This window comes from Clostridium mucosae (assembly GCF_024622765.1).
Lineage (GTDB): Bacteria > Bacillota > Clostridia > Clostridiales > Clostridiaceae > Clostridium.
In genome coordinates this window covers 106,125-126,991 of sequence record NZ_JANKAF010000010.1, presented here as the reverse complement: position 1 = coordinate 126,991, position 20,867 = coordinate 106,125, and the positions used below count along the sequence as shown (strand labels likewise).

General features: G+C 27.2%; 18 protein-coding genes. 3 read left to right on the top strand and 15 right to left on the bottom strand.

Annotation, left to right across the window (positions count from 1 at the left end; translation table 11 throughout):
• Positions 1 to 9: 9 nt before the first annotated feature.
• The 6 genes from mreC to NSA50_RS12280 all read right to left on the bottom strand — a co-directional run bounded on the left by mreC (position 10) and on the right by NSA50_RS12280 (position 5,828).
• Positions 10 to 861, bottom strand: coding sequence for a rod shape-determining protein MreC (gene mreC, locus NSA50_RS12305; RefSeq protein WP_195262701.1), 852 nt, complete (start codon positions 859 to 861; stop codon positions 10 to 12).
• Positions 861 to 1,880, bottom strand: coding sequence for a rod shape-determining protein (locus tag NSA50_RS12300; protein ID WP_195262702.1), 1,020 nt, complete (start codon positions 1,878 to 1,880; stop codon positions 861 to 863). The genes mreC and NSA50_RS12300 overlap by 1 nt, the downstream gene beginning before the upstream one ends.
• Positions 1,881 to 1,897: 17 nt before the next feature.
• Positions 1,898 to 2,587, bottom strand: coding sequence for a RadC family protein (radC, locus tag NSA50_RS12295; RefSeq protein ID WP_195262703.1), 690 nt, complete (start codon positions 2,585 to 2,587; stop codon positions 1,898 to 1,900).
• Positions 2,588 to 2,643: 56 nt separating this feature from the next.
• On the bottom strand, positions 2,644 to 3,210 hold the full coding sequence (locus NSA50_RS12290; protein ID WP_195262704.1) for a Maf-like protein: 567 nt from the start codon (positions 3,208 to 3,210) through the stop codon (positions 2,644 to 2,646).
• A 242-nt stretch (positions 3,211 to 3,452) separates the two neighbouring features.
• Positions 3,453 to 4,166 (bottom strand): SPOR domain-containing protein, encoded by a 714-nt coding sequence (locus NSA50_RS12285; protein WP_257445427.1) that lies wholly within the window; start codon positions 4,164 to 4,166, stop codon positions 3,453 to 3,455.
• A 210-nt stretch (positions 4,167 to 4,376) separates the two neighbouring features.
• A complete protein-coding gene (locus NSA50_RS12280; RefSeq protein ID WP_257445425.1) occupies positions 4,377 to 5,828 on the bottom strand; it encodes an aminoacyl-histidine dipeptidase in 1,452 nt (483 codons plus the stop codon).
• 154 nt (positions 5,829 to 5,982) lie between these two features.
• Between NSA50_RS12280 and pyk the strand changes: the two genes are divergently transcribed.
• Positions 5,983 to 7,401 (top strand): pyruvate kinase, encoded by a 1,419-nt coding sequence (pyk, locus tag NSA50_RS12275; RefSeq protein WP_257445423.1) that lies wholly within the window; start codon positions 5,983 to 5,985, stop codon positions 7,399 to 7,401.
• A gap of 331 nt (positions 7,402 to 7,732) precedes the next feature.
• On the opposite strand, the gene rpsA is transcribed toward pyk, so the two are convergent.
• Positions 7,733 to 8,878 carry a 30S ribosomal protein S1 gene (gene rpsA / locus NSA50_RS12270; RefSeq protein WP_257445421.1) on the bottom strand — a complete coding sequence of 382 codons (1,146 nt, stop codon included), beginning with the start codon at positions 8,876 to 8,878 and terminating at the stop codon, positions 7,733 to 7,735.
• Between the two features lie 297 nt (positions 8,879 to 9,175).
• Positions 9,176 to 9,766: a hypothetical protein gene (locus NSA50_RS12265; protein WP_257445419.1), complete on the bottom strand. Its 591-nt coding sequence runs from the start codon at positions 9,764 to 9,766 to the stop codon at positions 9,176 to 9,178.
• A 231-nt stretch (positions 9,767 to 9,997) separates the two neighbouring features.
• On the opposite strand from NSA50_RS12265, the gene NSA50_RS12260 reads away from it, so the two are divergent.
• Both NSA50_RS12260 and NSA50_RS12255 read left to right on the top strand, forming a co-directional pair.
• Positions 9,998 to 10,651 carry a PspA/IM30 family protein gene (locus NSA50_RS12260; RefSeq protein WP_257445417.1) on the top strand — a complete coding sequence of 218 codons (654 nt, stop codon included), beginning with the start codon at positions 9,998 to 10,000 and terminating at the stop codon, positions 10,649 to 10,651.
• 8 nt (positions 10,652 to 10,659) lie between these two features.
• The gene (locus tag NSA50_RS12255; protein ID WP_257445415.1) at positions 10,660 to 11,307 is read left to right on the top strand and encodes a DUF1292 domain-containing protein; all 648 of its coding nucleotides are present in this window, start codon (positions 10,660 to 10,662) and stop codon (positions 11,305 to 11,307) included.
• A 222-nt stretch (positions 11,308 to 11,529) separates the two neighbouring features.
• On the opposite strand, the gene yaaA is transcribed toward NSA50_RS12255, so the two are convergent.
• The 7 genes from yaaA to NSA50_RS12220 all read right to left on the bottom strand — a co-directional run bounded on the left by yaaA (position 11,530) and on the right by NSA50_RS12220 (position 20,778).
• Complete coding sequence (yaaA, locus tag NSA50_RS12250; RefSeq protein ID WP_257445413.1) at positions 11,530 to 12,297, bottom strand: peroxide stress protein YaaA; 768 nt, start codon at positions 12,295 to 12,297, stop codon at positions 11,530 to 11,532.
• A 24-nt stretch (positions 12,298 to 12,321) separates the two neighbouring features.
• Positions 12,322 to 12,738 carry a CBS domain-containing protein gene (locus NSA50_RS12245; RefSeq protein ID WP_008676675.1) on the bottom strand — a complete coding sequence of 139 codons (417 nt, stop codon included), beginning with the start codon at positions 12,736 to 12,738 and terminating at the stop codon, positions 12,322 to 12,324.
• A gap of 92 nt (positions 12,739 to 12,830) precedes the next feature.
• The gene (locus NSA50_RS12240; protein WP_257445410.1) at positions 12,831 to 13,748 is read right to left on the bottom strand and encodes a 3'-5' exonuclease; all 918 of its coding nucleotides are present in this window, start codon (positions 13,746 to 13,748) and stop codon (positions 12,831 to 12,833) included.
• Positions 13,749 to 13,947: 199 nt separating this feature from the next.
• Positions 13,948 to 15,750 carry a MutS-related protein gene (locus NSA50_RS12235; RefSeq protein ID WP_257445408.1) on the bottom strand — a complete coding sequence of 601 codons (1,803 nt, stop codon included), beginning with the start codon at positions 15,748 to 15,750 and terminating at the stop codon, positions 13,948 to 13,950.
• 152 nt (positions 15,751 to 15,902) lie between these two features.
• The gene (locus tag NSA50_RS12230; protein ID WP_257445406.1) at positions 15,903 to 16,838 is read right to left on the bottom strand and encodes a metal ABC transporter solute-binding protein, Zn/Mn family; all 936 of its coding nucleotides are present in this window, start codon (positions 16,836 to 16,838) and stop codon (positions 15,903 to 15,905) included.
• Positions 16,839 to 16,913: 75 nt separating this feature from the next.
• On the bottom strand, positions 16,914 to 19,661 hold the full coding sequence (locus NSA50_RS12225) for an AAA family ATPase (protein ID WP_257445404.1): 2,748 nt from the start codon (positions 19,659 to 19,661) through the stop codon (positions 16,914 to 16,916).
• Positions 19,648 to 20,778 carry a metallophosphoesterase family protein gene (locus tag NSA50_RS12220; protein WP_257445402.1) on the bottom strand — a complete coding sequence of 377 codons (1,131 nt, stop codon included), beginning with the start codon at positions 20,776 to 20,778 and terminating at the stop codon, positions 19,648 to 19,650. Before NSA50_RS12220 ends, NSA50_RS12225 begins: the two co-directional genes overlap by 14 nt.
• Positions 20,779 to 20,867: the final 89 nt, after the last annotated feature.

Below are 20,867 nucleotides of genomic sequence, written 5' to 3'. Positions count from 1 at the left end.
TATTAACCTCTAATTATCATATTTTACTTCTCTTGTTTCCTTAGGTATAACTACAAAAAGTTCTTCTAGCTTATTAAAGTCAACAAAAGGCTTAACTATAGCTGTTTTCATTACTTTAACTTCATCTGTTTCTATAGATAAAACTTCTCCAATTCTGATTTCCTTAGGATATATTTGTCCAAGTCCTGATGTAACTATTACATCACCTTCTTTTATTGATGAATCTATAGGCAAATTAGTAACTTTTGTTAATCCTTGCTTGCTATTACTTACATATCCCTTTAAGATTCCAGTTGTTTCCCTTGTACTATTTACCATTACTGAAACTGCTATATTTTCATTTAGCAAGCTTTGAACTATAGCCCAATTTGACCCAGTACTAGTTACCTGTCCCACAAGTCCCTTGTTTGAAATCACAATCATGTCTTTTTTCAAGCCATCATTTTCACCTTTATCAATAACATATCCATTTGAAAAGCTTTCTCCGCTATACCCGATTATTTCACAACCTAAGTAATCATAGCTGTTCTTTGAATTTTTAAAATTTAAGACTTCTCTAAGTCTATCATTTTCTTCTTTTAACTTATCGTATTCTAATAATTTATTTTCTAAATCTATATTTTCTTTAGTTAATTCTTCATTTTCTTCTTTTATTTTTGAGAAATTTAAGAAGAAATCTAATGTTCCTTTTATCTTATCATTTATTGAATAAACTACTTTTTGAAGAGGATTAACAGCACTACCTACACCACTAGAAACAATACCTTTTTGTTCATTATTCATTGTATAAATAATTATGCCTAAAAAGGCAACTGACAGCACTATTATAGTAACTGCCAGTTTATTTTTTAGAAGCTTCATTATTGACCTCTTTGACTCTTACTTAATTCATCAAAGTTATCTAATGCCTTACCTGCTCCTAAAACAACACAATCAAGCGGTGTTTCTGCTATGTGAACAGGCATATTTGTTTCGTGGTTAATTAATTGATCTAAACCTCTTAGTAGAGCTCCTCCACCAGCTAACATTATTCCTTTTTCCATTATGTCTGCTGCTAATTCAGGTGGTGTCTTTTCTAAAGTTGTCTTTATTGATTCTATGATAGCATATACAGGTTCTTTTAATGCTTCTCTAATTTGAGTATCTGTAACTGTTACTGTTTTTGGTAATCCAGTAATCATATCTCTACCTTTAATTTCCATACTCATTTCTTCATCATCAATCTTATATGCTGAACCAAGTTCCATCTTAACTTGCTCTGCTGTTCTTTCCCCTATCATTAAGTTAAATTCTTTTTTAATGTATGCCATTATTGCTTGGTCTAATTCATCACCAGCAACTCTTAATGACTTACTTGTTACTATTCCACCTAATGAGATTATAGCAACTTCTGTTGTACCGCCTCCGATATCAACTATCATGCTTCCTGTTGGCTCTCCAACTGGAAGTCCTGCTCCAATAGCTGCTGCCATAGGTTCTTCCATTAATACAACATCTCTTGCCCCTGCAAACTTAGCTGCTTCTTCTATAGCTCTTCTTTCAACTTCTGTTACCCCTGAAGGATAACAAACTATAATTCTTGGACTAGTAAATGCACTCTTGCTAGTTACTTTTTCTATTAATTTTTTTAACATTGTTTGTGCTACATCAAAATCAGCTATAACACCATCTTTTAATGGTCTAATAGCTACTATATTTCCAGGTGTTCTTCCTATCATAAGTTTAGCTTCAGCACCTACAGCCAAAGGTTTTCTTGTTGTACTATTAATAGCCACAACTGAAGGTTCGCTTAAAACTATACCTTTACCTTTAACAAAAACAAGCGTATTTGCTGTTCCTAAATCTATTCCCATATCCTTATTACTACTGAAAAATCCCATATGAATTCCCCTTTCGCTTAAATTATTCCTTTTTCTTTTAAACTTACAAATTTATCTTTTCCAATTATTAAGTGATCCAATAAATCTATCCCTATTATTCTACTACATTCCTTTAATCTTAATGTAATATTTATATCCTCTTTGCTCGGTGTAGGATCCCCTGATGGATGATTATGACAAATAATTATACTTGAACTGCTTTTCTTAAGAGCTTCTTTAAATATTTCTCTCGGATGCACTATAGATGTGTTAAGGCTTCCCTTAAAAACATCCTTGATACCTATAATATTATTTTTTGTATCCAACATTATTAACTTTAATATCTCTTGCTTTAAACTCATCATCTCATTTATTAAAAGCTTTGCTATATCACTTGGAGAAGATATACTTTTACCTTCTCTTATTAGATTTAATGAATTAAACCTTCTAAAGAGCTCTCCTATAGCTAATATCTGACTTGCTTTTATATTTTTTATTCCTTTTATACTAGTAATTTCACTGATACCTATGTCCAATAAACCATTAAGTCCATCAAACTCTGAAAGTATTCTTGTACTTAAAGAAATTACATTTTCGCCTCTTGTTCCCGTCCTCAAAATCACAGCAAGAAGTTCTGCATTACTTAGTATTTCAGGTCCGTTTATAAGCAATTTTTCTATAGGTCTTTCTTCTTTTGGTATATCTATCACTTTTATACTATTATTCATATAAATACTCCTCAAAATAATAATAGTTTTATTAATAAATATACCCTAAATCCCTATTATTTAACCTTCTTAAGCATTTTATTTAAAAGATTTAATGGTAATCCTACTACATTATAATAACAGCCATTAATACCTTCTATAAAAACTCCACCATACCCTTGTATTCCATAAGCACCTGCTTTATCAAGCGGTTCTCCAGTCTTTATGTAACTTTTTATCTCCTCTTCAGTTAAATTAGAAAATTTAACCTCAGTATAAAGAGATTCTTTTTCAACTTTATTATTGTACATGTTTATCACTACTAATCCAGAATAAACTCTATGAGTTTTTCCACTAAGTTGTTTTAACATGCTATATGCATCTTCTTCATTATTTGGTTTTCCTAAGATTTTATCATCTAAAACTACTACTGTGTCTCCTGCAATTATTATAGCTTCTTCTTTTAGACTCTCTTTAACGCTAAGAGCCTTTCCCTTAGCTAAATCAATTACATATTCATCTACATTTCCGTTAAATAAAATCTTACGTTCATCGAAGTCACTTACTATTATGTCAAATTCATCTACTATTCTATGCAATAGTTCCTGTCGTCTTTCTGAGCCAGACGCTAATACATAATTCAAACCTATCACATCCTATTTTTACACATATTTTATAGTATTGACAAAACGGTATGGTTTAATCATTTAAGTTTTAAAATATTTAAATTAGCAATGCAAAGATATAAAGACAAAGCCATTTATCCCTATCTTATATCTTATATAGTGTATCATTATATAAGTTTTCAAACAAGTGGCTTTGTCTTTCTTTATTTAATTTTTATTTATTTGTAATAGTTTTGTTATTTTTATCCATATGCTGTTTTTTATTTCTGCCAGTTCACTAAAATAGAATAAATATACCCTAATTCTGATACTATATTTTCCTTATTAATAGTTTCTGGTAATGATTCTATATGCGCCTTATATTCTTTAAGTACATCTACCCCATCACCTTCTTTAACCTCATTCAATTCCTTGGTCCAATTTTTAAAATCACTAGTATTTATTTCTTTTACTTCATCTTCACTTGCAGTATTTATTATTTGTAGATATCCTTCTGTTATAGCTCCTATTTGTCCTTGGACTTCATCATTTTTATTTAATGATACACCTATTTTAGCATTTTCAATTGACTTTTCTTTTAATTTTTCTGTTATTTCAGAACTATCCTCTTCTTTTGCTATACCAGCTAGGACTTTAAATTTTCCTGTTTCGTCTTTAATCATAAAAGAGTTAAATTCGTTTTCTATTTTGGCTAACACTTGTTTAGCATTATCTTCTTTTGAAAAATAACCACATTGTATAAATGCAAATTTTTGCTCTTGAACCTGCTGTGTATTATTTTCGGCATTATTATTTACATTCACTACCGGCTCTTGTGTTATTACATTTCCTTTATTGATATCAGGAATAATCTTAAGTAATACCCATGCTCCTATTAGCCCTATAACTACAGCTGCAAGTGTTGTCATAACTAAGGAAGTCAAAAACTTAGCCCCCTCATTTTTCTTTTTGTAATTATATTTTGTGTACTTCATTTTATCATCCCCCTCTTTTTATATTAAATATATATTCAAGTGGATTTAATAATATTCATTATGTAAATTATTTTTTTTAATTTTGCATAACAAAACATCCTCAACCTCTCCATTATTTCCATTTTAACTTTTCAGTAAATATAAATAGCTAGACTATAAAATAATAGTCTAGCTATTTATATTTACATATTTATTTAATTATTAATAAGTTTATTTTAATTCTTTTAAAACTTCTAATAAGTAATCCCAAACATTTTTAACTGATGTTATACTCATGTGCTCTTGTGGTGTATGAACATCATAAAGGTCTGGTCCAAAGCTAATCATATCTAGCTTTCCTAGCTTTTCATTAAATAATCCACATTCAACTCCAGCGTGAATAGCAACGATCTTAGCTTCTTTACCATACATTCTCTTATAAACATCTTGGCAAATTCCTCTTACTTTTGATTCGCTATCGTATTGCCATTCTGGATATCCTGCAGTTGTTTCAAATTCTGCTCCCATAAGTTCTGCTATAGTTTTACTTCTTAAAACTATTTCATCTTTTAATGATGCAACTGAACTTCTTATAGCACTGTCAAATTCTACTTTATTACCTTCAGTAGTTACAACTCCTAAATTAGTTGAACTTTCTACTAAATCCTTTATTTCCACACTATTTGTGTTTATTCCATTAGGTATTAAGTATAATAAGTTTACAACTTTTTCAGTAGATTCTTTTGTAAATACTTTTTCTACATTTTCTGTATTTTCTAATATAGTGATATTAACGCCAGGATCTTGAGTCTTTAATTCATTTAATAAAACTTTATTCCAACTATTTATTAATTCCTTAGCCTTTGCTACATCTTCTGATTTTAATCCTATTATTGCATCAGCTTCTCTTGGTATAGCATTATTTTTAGATCCACCATTTACTGAAACTAATTTATAATCTACAGCTAATAAAGATTTTAAAATTCTACCCATTATCTTGTTAGAATTTCCTCTTTCCTTATTTATTTCCATTCCAGAATGGCCACCTTTTAATCCCCTCACTGCAATATGTAAGAAGTTATTATAATCACCAGCATCTTCTAGAGTTACATTTAATGTATGTTTGCTTCTTATTCCACCTGCACAACTTACTAATAAATGACCTTCTTCTTCATTATCTAAGTTTAATAATATTTTTCCATTTATATGCTCTTTTGAAATTGCCATAGCTCCTGACATACCAGTTTCTTCATCTGTTGTTATTAATACTTCTATTGATGGATGTGGTATATCTGTTGATTCAAGAATTGCTAAAGCATATGCAACTGCAATACCATTATCTGCTCCTAAAGTAGTGTTAGTTGCATAAACCATATCATCAACTACTCTTAACTTTAATGGATCTTTTTGAAAATCATGGTCTGTTCCTTTATTTTTTTCACAAACCATATCCATGTGACCTTGAAGTATAACAGTTCCAGAGTTTTCATATCCCTTTGTTCCTGGTTTTTTTATAATAACATTTAATGCTTCATCTTGTATTACTTCTAAATTTAATTTTTTTGCTACATTAACTAAATAATCACTTATAGCCTTTTCATTTCCTGAGCCTCTAGGTATTTGTGATATTTCCTCGAAGTATTTAAAAACGCTTTTTGGTTCTAAATTTTGTAAAATGTTCATATTTTTTTCTCCCTTCATAGTAAATTATGTTAGAATTATTATATAGTTTTAAGTATATCATAGTATATATAATACTTAAATTATATTTTTTTATTATGATTATTCAAAATATTCTTTATATTGTATGTGCTAATTTAAATGTGAGGTGATCTTTATGCAAAAAACAAAAATGATTTTTACAATCGGACCTGCTAGTGATAACGAAGAGACTTTAAGAGAATTTATCAAAATAGGAATGAGTGCTGCCAGATTAAATTTTTCTCATGGTACTCATGAAACTCATAAAGAAAAAATTGATCTTATAAAAAAAATAAGAGAAGATTTAAATGCCCCTACTGCTATCATTCTAGATATTAAAGGACCTAAAATTAGAACACATAATTTTGTAAATGACGGAGTTGATCTTAAAGAAGGTCAAAATTTCACTTTCATTTGTGGTGAAGAAATACTTGGCGATACCGAAAAGTGCTCCATATCTTATGTAGATTTATATAAGGATGTTAAAGTTGGTGGAGAAATCTTAGTTGATGATGGTCTGTTAAGATTTAAAATAGAAGATGTAACAGGAAATAACATTAAGTGTAAAGTAACAGTAGCTGGAACTATTAAAAATCACAAGGGTGTTAATGTTCCAAATGTAAAAATAAATTTACCTTCAATAACTGAAAAGGATAAGAAAGATTTAATCTTTGGTTGTGAGAATAAAGTTGATTTTGTTGCAGCTTCATTTATTAGAAAAGCTTCCGATATTGAAGATGTAAGAAATGTTTTAAAAACTCATGGTGGTAATTATATACAAATTATTGCAAAGATAGAAAATCAAGAAGGCGTAGATAACATAGATTCTATAATAGAAGCAGCCGATGGAATAATGGTGGCTAGAGGCGATATGGGAGTTGAAATTCCTATTGAAAAAGTTCCTATTATTCAAAAGAACATAATTAGAAAATGTAATGAAGCTGGTAAAATAGTTATAACAGCTACCCAAATGTTAGATTCAATGATTAGAAATTCTCTTCCTACAAGAGCTGAAGCTTGTGATATATGTAATGCAATATTTGATGGAACCGATGCAATCATGTTAAGTGGTGAAAGTGCAAATGGAAATTATCCTATAGAAGCTGCCGAAACGATGTCTAGAATAGCAATAGAAACAGAAGATAATTTAGATTATAATTATTTAAATCAAAGATTAAAAGAACCTTCATTAACATCATTTTCTGAAGCAATTAGCTATTCTGCTTGTAGAAGTTCAAACCTTTTGCATGCAAAAGCAGTTGTTGCTGCCACAAATAGCGGCGCAACAGCTAAGCTTATATCAAAATATAGACCTAAGTGCCCAATTATTGCTATAACTCCCCACGATGAAGTTAGAAGAGGATTAAATCTTAATTTTGGTATTTTCCCTACTAAATGTGATGTATTTACTACTACTGATGAAATATTAAGTGAAGCTAAAAAAGTTGCTACTAATTTATCTATAGCTGAAAAAGGTGATGATATAATAGTTGCAGCAGGAATGCCAAGTGCTACTACTGGTGGAACTAATATGCTTAAAATAGAAAAGGTGTAGTATACTTTTATTCATGAATATAAAGGCTTCGATAAATAGATCTGCTCCATAAGCTAAATAGCTACACAAAGAAGTACTAGGCTCGGAAAAACTACTATGCCAAGAGTTTTGGTTAACTCGCGCTGCGCTCAAACAATTAAGCAATACTAAAGCCTAGTAGCTCTTCCTTCGCCAAGTACTTCTAATCGCTCGCTATATGCTTATTTCACGGTCTATTTATCTTAGCCAGATTATATTTGGCACTTAAAATTATAAATGAAGAATTAGCCTCATTAATGATATGTATTAAATCGGAAAATTAATACATATCATTAAGTTTAATTCTCATCTATTAATTAAATAATCCTTTAAACAAGTCTCCTAATGATACACCTTCATCATTATCGTTATATTGTAAATATTCCTTTGACTTTTCTTCTGCATCTTTTATAGTTAATGATATTTTTTTATTAGTTTTATCAACATCTAAAACTTTAACCTTTACATTCTGTCCTAGTGTTAATACATCTGATGGCTTAGCTATGTTTTCTTCTGATATTTCATTTATATGAACTAATCCTTCTACTCCATGGAATAACTCTATAAATGCTCCAAAGTTAAGGAACTTAACTACCTTACCTTCTAAAATACCACCAATTTTTAAGTTTGATACGTTTGTTTCCCATGGATCTTGATCTATATCTTTTAATATTAATGATACTCTTTCATTTTTAGTATCTACTTCTCCAATAAATACTTCAACTTTATCTCCTATATTAACCACATCTTCAGCTCTGTGTACTCTTCCCCAAGATAAGTCATTTAAATGAATTAAACCAGTTATTCCTCCAATATCAACTATCGCACCTGATTTAATTATCTTTTTAACTATTCCAGTTCTTTTTTCTCCTGACTTAATTGATTTCCATAATTCTTTTTTCTTATTTTCATATATAGCATCTTCTAAAACTCTTTTTGATGCAACTATCTTTCTTGATTTAAAATCTAACTCAATAATTCTAACTTCTAATTCTTTTCCTACTAATGTGTTTAATTCTATTCTTTCTCTTGAAGCTAATGATGCAGGTATAAACACTCTTATATTTCCATAATAAGCAACTAAACCTCCCTTAACTTCTTCCTTAACATAAACAGTTACATTTTCTTCATTTTTAAAAGCTTTTTCAATTTCCTCTCTCTCAGTTATTTCTAAAGCCTTTGTTCTTGAAAGCTTAACATATCCTTCTCCATCGTTAGGTGATAAGACATATACTTTTATTTTATCTCCTTTACTTACAACTTCCCTAGGATCTTTCTCAGTATTCGTTAAATCTTCCTTTGAAATCATTCCGTCAAATGCATAATTGATATTTACCATAACTTCTTTATCATTTACATCAATTATTTCACCATCTAATATATCGCCTGTTCTTATTCTTTTAACATCGAAGTCTTTTAATAAATCTCCCATTGTTCCTTCTAAATTTTGATTTGTCATGTATTTCACTCCTTAAAAATGTTGTATAATAAATTAATTTTAGAATAATCTGATATTGATTACAAGACTTTAAATTTATTAATATCTTCATAATCTCAAATATATTTATTATATATACTCAAACTTATATAAATTATTTAAATATGCTATAATTAAATATATTATAAAAAAATCTTAAATCATTTTTACAAGTTATTTATTAACTCTTAAAAGGTTATTATCAAATATTAAATGATAGTATCGTTACGATATAGTGAGATGTATTTAGATTTTTAATGCTTTTCTTAATTTTTGCTACTATTTACCTTTAAATGAGTTTTGAGAAATTATTATTTTTACTATAATATATAAATACAATCTTTTCTTGGAGGTGAAATTTATAAAAAAGAATAATAGAAAACTAATTTTCACGTTACTATTAACTTTTGTTTTCCTAACTTCTAGTTTTCTTATTGATGCAATCTCTGTATTTGATAATATTACGCATGGGGAAATAACTGTTTCTGCTAAACCTAGAAGCTCTGGAAGCTTTAAATCTAGTTCTGGCTTTAAATCTAGTTCTAAATCTAGCTCTAGTAGCTTTAAATCTAGTGGTGGTAAATCAAATGTATCTAAATCAAGTAGTGGTTTTAAAAGTAGCTCTTTTAGTAATAGCTCAAAGAGTTCCAACAGTTCTAAATCAAGTACTAGTAGCAGTAATAGTAAATCAAGTACATCAAGTTCAGACTCAAAATCCACATCGACTTCATCTAGTGGATATAAAAGCGGTTCCTTTAGCAATGTAGATAAAGGTAAGTCTGGAACCTCTAAGAACTTTTCATCTGGATCATTTAGTACAACTTCAGATGATGAAAAGAAAAGTTCAAGTAATTCTACAAGTGAAAACAAAAACACCCAAGATAAAGATAATACGAATACAACAACTAATTATGATAAAGGCTTTTCTTTCGGGAAAATGGCATATGGACTTTCTGCTATGAGAAATTTTGGTTTTAGCAGAGGGGGAGGTGGCATCTCCTTTGGTTCTATATTTACACTTGCTATTATCTTCATAATTATAGTTATTGTAATACGAATTTATTTGAAAAATAGAAAATATTAATTTCAGGAGGACAAATTATGGGAATTTTTACAAGGATGTCAAATATGTTAAAATCAAAGGTAAATTCAACTTTAGATGAAATGGAAAATCCAATAGAATTATTAGATCAAAAAATTAGGGATATGGAAAAACAACTTAATTCAGCTAAATTAAACTCTGCACAAATCATAGGAAATGCACATGAAATTAAAAAGAAAATGGAATCTGCTGAATTAGAAGTTAAGGATTTTGAAGATAAGGTTAAATTAGCTTTATCTAAAAACAATGAAGATTTAGCTAAAAGAGCTTTAGCTAAAAAGATTGAATCTGAAAAGAAATATACAAGTTTAAAATCTAGCTATGAAACTGCAAGAGCTCAAGCAGATACTATTAAAAAGAATCTAGCTGCGTTAGAATCAGAAATTGAAAAGACAAGAAATTATAGAGATGAAGCTGCTGCAAGATATAGCAATGCAAAGGCTACTCAAAAAGTTAATGAAGTTCTTGCTAATGTTCAAACAAAATCAAATTCAATTGAAATTGATAGCATAGAAAGAAAAATTCAAAAACATGAATCACTAGCTAATGGTCTAGGTGAGCTTAGAGATGTTGATAATTTTGATAGTGAATTTGATGCTTTAGATACTGTTGATCTTGATTTAGAGCTTGAAAAATACAAAAATGCAAATTAGGTGATTAAATGTCAAGTACTATTGATTTCATAAATGAAGAAAAGGCTACTATTGGTAAAGTATATACCGATATAACTTATGCTATAAGTGAAGTTAGCCCTTTCCTTGATGAAAATATTTTAAAAAAGAGAAAGTATTATTCTAAACTTCCCATCTTAAAAGAATATATGGATATGTTAAATGATACAGAATACTCTAATAAAAATAAAAAATTTAGTTTTTTCAAAAAAGATAATAGTGTTTTAAAACTAACCGACTATAAACAAAATAACTTAGCAGCCTTTAATCAATTTAAAAATTGTTCTAAATGTTCATGTTTAAACTGCATAAAAGAATGTCAATTTCAAAGTTGCAGTGGTTGTAGAGCTAATTCATATATAAAAACCTGTGATAAATCTAAATTAAATGTTCGCTTTAATAATAACTTTATTTTGGATTTAACTAATAACAATACAGGTAAAGCTAGTAGATATAAGGTTCTTGCTACTATAGAAAATTGTGAATATGATAGATTGTATATAGCATTAGAAAACCTTAGTGATTCTAACGATAAATTTATTCTTTATTATTATCCTGGAATTTCATCTGATGAGTTTGGTGAAATAACTGATGAAGAAGAATTTAATTTAGTTGTTGAAACCTATGAACAAGCTTAAATTTAATTAGTAATTCTTAAAAAAACGAAAATTTTGTGTAATTAGCTATTTTCTCAATATGTAAACTAAGGGGATCGCGTTTCACGACCCCCTTAGTTTATTTTAGTTCACTAATTCTAATAGCTTCATACTATTAAAATATGCAATATATAAATTTTTTTAATATATTATTATAATTTCAGCTTATCCTACTAAAATATTTCTAAAACTATTACTTTTTCACTATTCTCTAGTAAAAACTAATTCTTTCTCAGTAGACATTTCTTCATTAAATTCATATCCATCTAAATTGAATTTTTTAATGTCCTCTATATCCTCTATTTCATTTTGAATGATATATCTACTCATCATACCTCTAGCTCTTTTAGCATTTAAGGAAATTATCTTATACTTATCACCTCTAAATTCCTTAAATGTTATTGTGATTACATTGACTTCTTCTCTATTTGCTAAACCTTCAATTGATTTAAAGTACTCTTGCGATGCTAAATTTATTATAGTTTTATTATTATGATTCTTTATTTCATCTAATATACTCTCTTCTAAGATTTCATCCCAAAACTCATATAAATCTTTTAAATCGTTAACTGGTAACTTTATTCCCATTTCTAATCTATATTCATTTATCCCATCAAATGGTCTTAATACTCCATATAAACCAGATAAAATTCTTAAATGATCATTTGCATAAAAAAGCTCAGAATGAGATAAACTTCCAACATCCATTCCCCTATAAACATCACCCCTAAAGGCTAATAATGCTTGTTTAGAAGTATCCAAACTAGTTGTCCATTTTTCAATTCTATCCCTATTTACTGTTGCTAATTTAGTACTTATCTTCATAAGTTTTTCTAAAGAATAACTATCATATTTAGTTAATTCATTCATAATTTCCTGCGACTTTTCTAAAAATCTCGGCTCACTCATTGGTAAGTTATTATCTTTTTCTTCAAAATCTAAAGTTTTTGCAGGAGAAATAACTATTATCATAACCAATCCTCCTATATATTTTTATTATACTATTTTCTTCTTTCTCATTTCGCTATAGCAATAATTAATTATATCACTTCTTTTTATTATACCAATAAATATTCCTTCATCGTCTACTACTGGTACAAAATTTTGATTTGTAGCAAGTGAAATTAAACTTTCTACATCTGCATTTATTGAAACGCTTTTATGCTTTCTTTTTCTTGGAATATCTATAATTCTAACATTTTCAGTATTTTTAAAATTTAAATCCGGAGTATTTTTTAGCTTCCATAGCAAATCTCCCTCTGTTAATGTTCCTACATATTTTCCTTCTTTATCTATTAATGGAATAGCTGTATATCCATGATGTTCCATTCTCTCTATAACTTGTCTCATGGTTGCATCTAAATATTCATATATAACCTCATTTTTAGGTGTTAAAAAAAATGCTATATTCATATTTTATCAATCTCCCATACTTATAATTTAAAACTAATACACATATACATTTTATCATAATTACAATGTAATAGTTTTAAAATTATAATTATTTAATATTTTATTAATTTATCATCTAGTTTTTTGATCTTATAACTATAATTCATATATTCTATTTCATCTACAATAGTAGAAATTTCTTTATAAACTTCCTCTCCACTAAAAGTCTTTTTTACTATTACCTCATTTAAAATCTTATTGTTACACTTAGGACATTTACAAAGAGATACAAATCTCCATTTTATAGGTATAAAATCATGCTCAATTTCTAAATCCACATTACACTTAGGACATTTGCAGTTTATCTTATCCAAATCTAAATTATACTCTGATAAATTTTTTATAACTACTGCAGGCATATTATAAATATCTTTAATTATATAATTTTTGAGCACTCTTGAATTATATATTCTTTTAAATACTAAAGAAGTATAAATAGCATCATTTAAAGCATCATGCAACTTATCTTTATCTATTCTTATTTTTAATTCCTCTAAGGCATTTTTCAAGCTAAGTGATTTCTTTTTAGCTAGTATTTTTGTTGAATACTCTTGTAAATCAAGATAGTTTTTAAGCCAATCTAAATTATCATATTTATGATATACTGCATTGTTAATTATTTCAATAATATCATCCTTTGCCCAAGAGCAAATAATATCACCATCATCTATAATTCTTGATAAATTCTCAATTCCTACCTCGAATGATACTCCATTTTCTAAATCCTCTTCTTTTATGTTTGTTATTTCTGATATTTTAGGGTTTAGCACAGGAATAACAGATGGTTTTATATATTCTTTAAATTCTTCAAGCGGCTTCATATAATTATCTAGTTTTATTGCACCTATTTCTATTATTTCATTATCTAAATCTATATTTTGTAAATTAGGATAATCATCAAATATATTTGGATAATACTTATGTATTCCTTCTAGATTATTAAATTCTAAATCAATTATTATAAATGCCATTTTTATACCTCTCATCAATTATTATTATAGGTATATTATGCCATTTTTATTAATATTTTTCACTAGTATTTAGAATTTTTACTATATAAAATTTGAAAATATATCATAAAATTCAATTAAAAATATTAAATTCAAAATTATATAAATATTATTATTTTAAATTCACAATTTTAAATAGAGCTGTCTTAGACAGCTCTATTTATTTATCATTAAACTCTATACCTGCTAACTTCATCAAATGAACTGCATTTTGAGTTGTACTTCTTCCTTCTCTCAACTTATAATCAAATTTAATATTGTTTTTTTCATAGTATTCTTGGAAGTTATAATTTTTAATCCATTTCTTTGTTTTTTCTAAATCGCATAATTCTAAATCATGAGTAGAAACAAGTCCCATAGCATTATTTTTTACTAATTGATTTATAAGAACTTGTGCACCTTCATGTCTATCCTTTGAATTTGTACCTTTAAAAATTTCATCTAATAAGAAAAATACCTTTTCTCCATTTTTGGCAGCTTCAATAAGTATCTTTATCCTTAATATTTCTGCATAAAATGATGATATACTTTCCTCTAAGTTATCCTTAGTTCTCATACATGTATATATACTAAAAATTCCACAAGTAAAACTTTTACTACAAGTAGGAGCTCCTATATAGCTTAAAAGCAAATTTAACCCAATAGTTCTTAAAAAAGTACTTTTACCCGACATATTTGAACCTGTTATTAAAGCAACCTTTGCATCATCTTTTAATGTAAAACTGTTAACTATAGCTTTTTCACCTACCATAGGATGACCTACATTTATACCTTCGACTACATCTGATGTACTAATCTTAGGATAAGTCCATTTATCAAAATCAAATGATAAATTAGATACACTAGATAAGGCTTCAAGCTCTCCCATTATATTAAGCCATTGTTCTATTTTATCTCCATTTAGTCTTCTCCACTCTTCTAAATTTCTTAAAATAAAAGTATCTGACAATACAGTTACATTTAATAATAAATAATATGCGTTAGATGAGCTATCCCCTAACCAGTCAACTAATCTTTTAAGTGCTTTCATTTCATCAACACAACTTTTATTTTCAGAAGAATATAATTTATTCTTTAGCTCTTTTAAAAGTACTGAATCAAAATTTTCGCTATCTATAAGAGTTAATAAATTTGTATATGCCTCTATATCTTTTTTATGTTTATCAAATAATTTTATAATTTGTACTAAATCCTTTGTAAGTATTTTTACTACTAAGTAATTAATCATAAAAACTAAAATGATATAACTTATTGGTAATACTTTTAAAATTACTAATACTATTGATATCATAGTAATTGCTATAAATAAATAGGGAACTACCTTAAATAATGGTTTTATTTCACTTTTTCCATTTGCCCACTCTAAAAGTTCATTTATATCTTTTGTCCCGCTCTTTTTAATAGTGGATTTAACTTCTAGACGTTGTCTCCACTCTACTTTTTCACCTAACTCATTTATAGCTTCTTGCTTTTTTAATATTTCTTCTCTATTTGGAATTGTCTTTAAGTTTAGCATTTGAGATAGCTTATTTCTTCCAAACTTAGTTTTTGTTGAATTAATCATTTGAAAAAGCGAATTTCTTCCAAATATATCTAAATCACTTGCAAAAGGATGCTCATCTCTTAAAAATTCTTCACCTTTATCTTCTTTTTCTTTAAAAGTCCCCTTTATTCTAGCTATTCCATTACTATTTATATTTATATATACTTTATATTCTTTTTTCTCTTGAATTTTTTTATTATGATAATATGCTACTACAATAAATATGGCTGTAAACATAACTATCGATAATATTAATAATACTATGCTTTCTCTTTTGTAAAAATAGTATGCCGATAATATAGCCATAATAACTATAATTAATCTTAAAGTAGAAAGCTTAGTTATAACTTTATTTAGATCTTTTATCTTCTCTTCATATTTTGATATTTTACTTTCATAAAAACTTAATGCTCTGCTCATAATTTACACCACCCTTACTTAATAATTTTATCATATAAACTTACTATCTTCTAATTAGAAAATAAAATATCGGATATAAGCATTCTTACTATACCTATTATCCGATATCTTTTAAATCTTTATTTAATAAAAAAATATTTCAACTATAGATATTAACTTTTTAATGAATTATATATGGTTTCTAAATTATATTTCATACCTTCTAAATAGCTTTTATTATCTTCCTTAGTTTCAAGACTATATATCTTTTCTACTTTAGCTCCAACTTCTTTTGCTAAAGTTTCTGATTCCTTTGCACTTGCTGTAGATTCACTAAATACAACTTTAACACCATTTTCCTTACAGTAATTTATTAAAGCTTCTAAATTTTTTGGAGTTAACTCACCTTCCCCAAAAACATCTGCTATACTTTTTTGAGTTAATCCAAAGTCTCTACATAAATAAGCAAAGGCTGCATGTCCAGTAACAAAATCCTTATTTGTTATTTCTTGAAACTTAGTTTTGTATTCATCCTGTAAAGTAGTGAAATCTTTATTTAACTTTTCATAATTACTTTCATAGTAATCTTTATTTTCTGGGTCTATCTCAATTAAAGCATTCTTTATGTTCTCAGCTTCTTTTGCTGCATCGCTTAAGCTTAGCCACATATGAGGATCATTTCCTCCATGGCTGTGATCATGATCATCTTCTTCGCCCTCTTCATGATCATGATCTTCTTCTGATATACTAATTGGTTTTATACCATTACTAGCTTCTACTACTTTAATACCTTTGCCTTCTATTGTATTTAAAACAGAGTCTATCCATTCCTCCATTCCAAGCCCATTATATACAAACATGTTTGTATTTATTAAATCTTTTAAATCCTTTGGCTTAGGATCAAAACTATGTGCATCACTACCATCTGGTATAATTGAAAATACTTCTACCTTATCTCCACCTATTGCTTCTGTAAAGTCTTTAAGAGGATTAATTGTAACACCTACTCTTAATTTTTCTCCATTATCATCATTACTTTTATTTACACATCCAGAAAAAGAAAAGATGATTCCCAGTATAAGAGTTAATCCCAATAATTTTTTCTTCATTTCTCCACCTCTTTTGCAAATGATTTGCATTATTCATTGGTATAATTTTATCTTCTTATACTATTATTGTCAATACTACAATGAAATATAATTAATTTCTATATTTTTCTTTTCCAACATATTCTTCTCTCTAGATTGGCATGTAAATATTAATAATTGTTTAAATTTACAACTTAGAAGCAAATCAATGGCTTTCTCGGTTCTATTATCGTCGTATTGTACAAAAGCATCGTCTAACGTAACTGGGAAATCCATATCCTTATATATCATATTAATAAATGCTAGCCTTAAAGATAAGTATAATTGATCATTTGCTCCATTACTTAAAATAGCTCCAGGTAGAACATCCGACCCCCTTCTTACTTTCATCTCATATGAATCCGACACCATAACATCATCATAGCTCTTATTTGTTAAATCCTTAAAGTATTCTATAACACTAGAATTTAAAATATTCCCAAAGTTTCCTCTAACTTCTCTTATAGACTCATTCATTTTTTCTATAGCTAATTCGGTAGCTTTTAACCTTAATTCAAACTTATTAATCTTTTCCCTAACATCTTCTATTTCTTCTTCTATTTGAGGTATATTTCTTTTACCTATAAACCTATTATTTAAATCATTTTCAACATCTTTTATAGACTTCTCAATTTCTATTAATTCATTTGATTTTATTGAAATCTGATTATCTATCTCATCTTCTGAGGAATAAGTATAATTTATATTTTCGTTAATTATGTCTTTTAAATCTTCCTTTATTGCATCTATATCCTTATCCTTAGTTAAAGCCTTATAAGTTTCATCTATACTTTCTAATGTTCTAACAATTTCATCTCTTTGCTTTACCTTTTGTTTTATTTCTAATAACTTTTCTTCTAAACTGAATAAATCTATATCTTCTAAGCCTATAAATTCAAGCTTTTCTCTTATTCTTTTTTCTCTTATTTCAAGTTCTTTTTGTAATTTATTTATTGATTGTTCTTCTTTTTCTATGTCTATTCTTATAGATAAAATTTCCTTATTTACTTCTTCGTATTTAGATAACATTACTATTACTTCATTTACATCTCTTGTCTTTGCTAAATCTAATATATATTCTATATAATCTTCGTTATTTTTATAATTTTCTTCAACCGTCCTTATATTTAGAACAGACACTTGAATTTCCTTTTCTGTTATCTTTATATTTTGCTTTTCTTCATACAAGACAAACTCATCAAAAAGCTTTAATTTTCTAATAAAATCTTCATAAGAAGTTGCTCCAACTAACTTTGTATATTTGAAAATATCTTTTTCTATTTCTTTTATATCTTCTTCTAATTTATCAATATTAAATAAACTATTATGCTTATCAATATTATTCATCTCTGTTCTTAAATTAAAAGATTTAAATGTAAGAAGGCTTATAATGCCTGTTAATATAACTATTAAGAGTAAGTTATCTCTAAATAGAAAAATAGATAAAGCTAAAATAACAGCAAAAATTATAATTGATAAATTAATCAATTTATGCTGACTCTTCAATTTAATGTCTATATCTTTTTCTCTTACTTTATTAGATGAATTCTCTAATTTAAATTTAAGCTCTTTTAACTTATCTTCATATTTTTCTAATATCTTTCCTATTTCATCTCTTATTCCTCTAAAATTAATAGAACTTCCTATATAATCCTTCTTTTTTTCTATATATCTTTTTATAAGATTTATATCATTGTTTAAAGCCTCATAGTTTTTCATTTTCTCCTTTAGGTTTTCTCTTTCCATGATAGCTTTCATAAACTTATTTTTATCTTCACTTGATAAGTTTTCTATGAAAAATAAATTTTCAAACTCATTTCTTTTATTTAAATAAATTTCTTTACTATTATTCCACTTCTTTTCTTCTTCAGATTTCATATCCAATATACTAAAGTATAATGAGTTTTCATCCTTTATATCATTTAGTAAAACTTCATCTATTACACCATTTCTAGAAGATATACTTTCTTCTATATATCTTTCCTTTTTCTTCAACTCTTCTTTCTTCTTTAAATATTCAGTTATTTCTTCATATTCTTTTTGAAGCTTTGCTTTTTTCATATATTTCTTATATATATCTAAATTTTTAAGTTCTTTTCTTAATTCTTCTCTATTATCTTTTAAAGTAATTAAATTTTGTTCTTTGTCTATACTAGATTCCGATAATTTATAAGCCTCATATTTTTCTTCGTTTAATGAATTATATTTATTTCTAAGTAAATCTAATTCTCCTGTTTTTCTGCTTGTAGTTATAGATTTTTTTATAGTATCTAACTTCTCTAATGCTTTTTGCAGTGAAACACTTTCTTCGCCACTACCTAATAAGTTTGCTGCCTTATCTATTATTTCTTCTTCCTTATCCTTAGAAATAGCTACCCCTAATTGACTTATAAATAATGTTTTTAGAAATGTTGATGAGTTTACATTAAAAAAGTACTTTCCTGGTTCATCTTTTGGTATATCTAAAACTATATCACCTGATTCAGCATCTATTACTTCTGATACATCTTCCTTCTTAGTTGAACCAAAACTTCTCCTTATAATATAACTTCTTTTATTATGTGTTACATATAGTTCTCCTCTAATCTTATCTCCATCAATAGGCATAAATCTTACTCTATCATTATTTTTAATATCCTTGCTTCTTTTGGAATTCATACCATAGAGCCAAATTCTAATAAAATTTTGAATAGTACTTTTACCTTTTTCATTTTCACCGTATATTAGATTTATTTCATTATTAAGCTCAATCGTCTTATCTTTTAATCCCGCAAAAGAAATAATATTTATCTTATTTATAATCATTTAAATTCACTTCCTCATGTGACAAACATTGGATGCCTATCTTTAATGCTAATTTTATCACTTCGTCATCATAGTCATCATCTGCCATTTTATCTAGTAGCTTTCTTGCATAAACCCCTTTAACAGAATAATCCTTTGATATTTTATCAAAATCTAACTTTACATCAGTATTATCAATTACTTTAACAAAGTAAAAATAATCTTTCACTTTTTCAAATGCTATATCTTCATTTAAGTTGATATATGATTCCATTTCACCCTTTAAAATAATTTTATATAAATTATTCCTTCTGTCTTCTTCATTTATAGAATTTATTATCTTTTCTTTTATTTCTTCATAACTAATAGAATTACTTATATCTACATCAACTACATAATAATTTCTTTTTGAAGTTCTAATAAATCTAAGATCAACAGCACCTTTTGAAACATCTCCAACTATAACACCTTTATCTCCAAGTTCATCAAAGCCTCTTCCCTGAGGACATCCTGCATAAGCATAGCAAGTATTTTTTTGTCTTAATATTCCACTGTAGTTATGTCTATGACCTATAGCTATATAATCTAATTTACTCTCTTCTATATCCCTTAAGGTTATTGGATTATAATCATTTCCTTCATCACTATTTGATATATCACCATGTATAACCATTATATTTATATATTTTTCATTTATAGAAATATTCTTTAACATACTCTTTTTAACATGATGAGTATTAAAGCCTGCTCCCCATACAACAGTTTCTAAATCCTGCAAAACTACAAATTCAATTGAACTTTTGAATATATGAACATTATTTGGCCATTCTATCATTTTATAAAATGACTTTTCGTAATATGGATCATGATTACCAGGAGATATAAACACTTTTATGTTGATTATTCTTTCTAATTGATTTTTAATAAAACCTAGTGTTTTTTTATTTACTGTTAAATTATCAAAAATATCCCCAGTTAATAGTAAAATATCAACAGAATTTTCTATACACATGTTTATAATCCTACTAAAAACTTCTAAAAGCTCTTCTTTGCTTATTAAAGCTATATTTTTATTTAAATCTTTAAATGGAGTATCAAAATGCAAATCTCCAGCTTGTAATATCTTAACTTTTTTCATATTATCACCTTAATTATAATTATTCCCAACGAACTTTTGTTCTCATTTTATCATTTTTCATCTTTCAGCACAATATTTATGCCCATAGA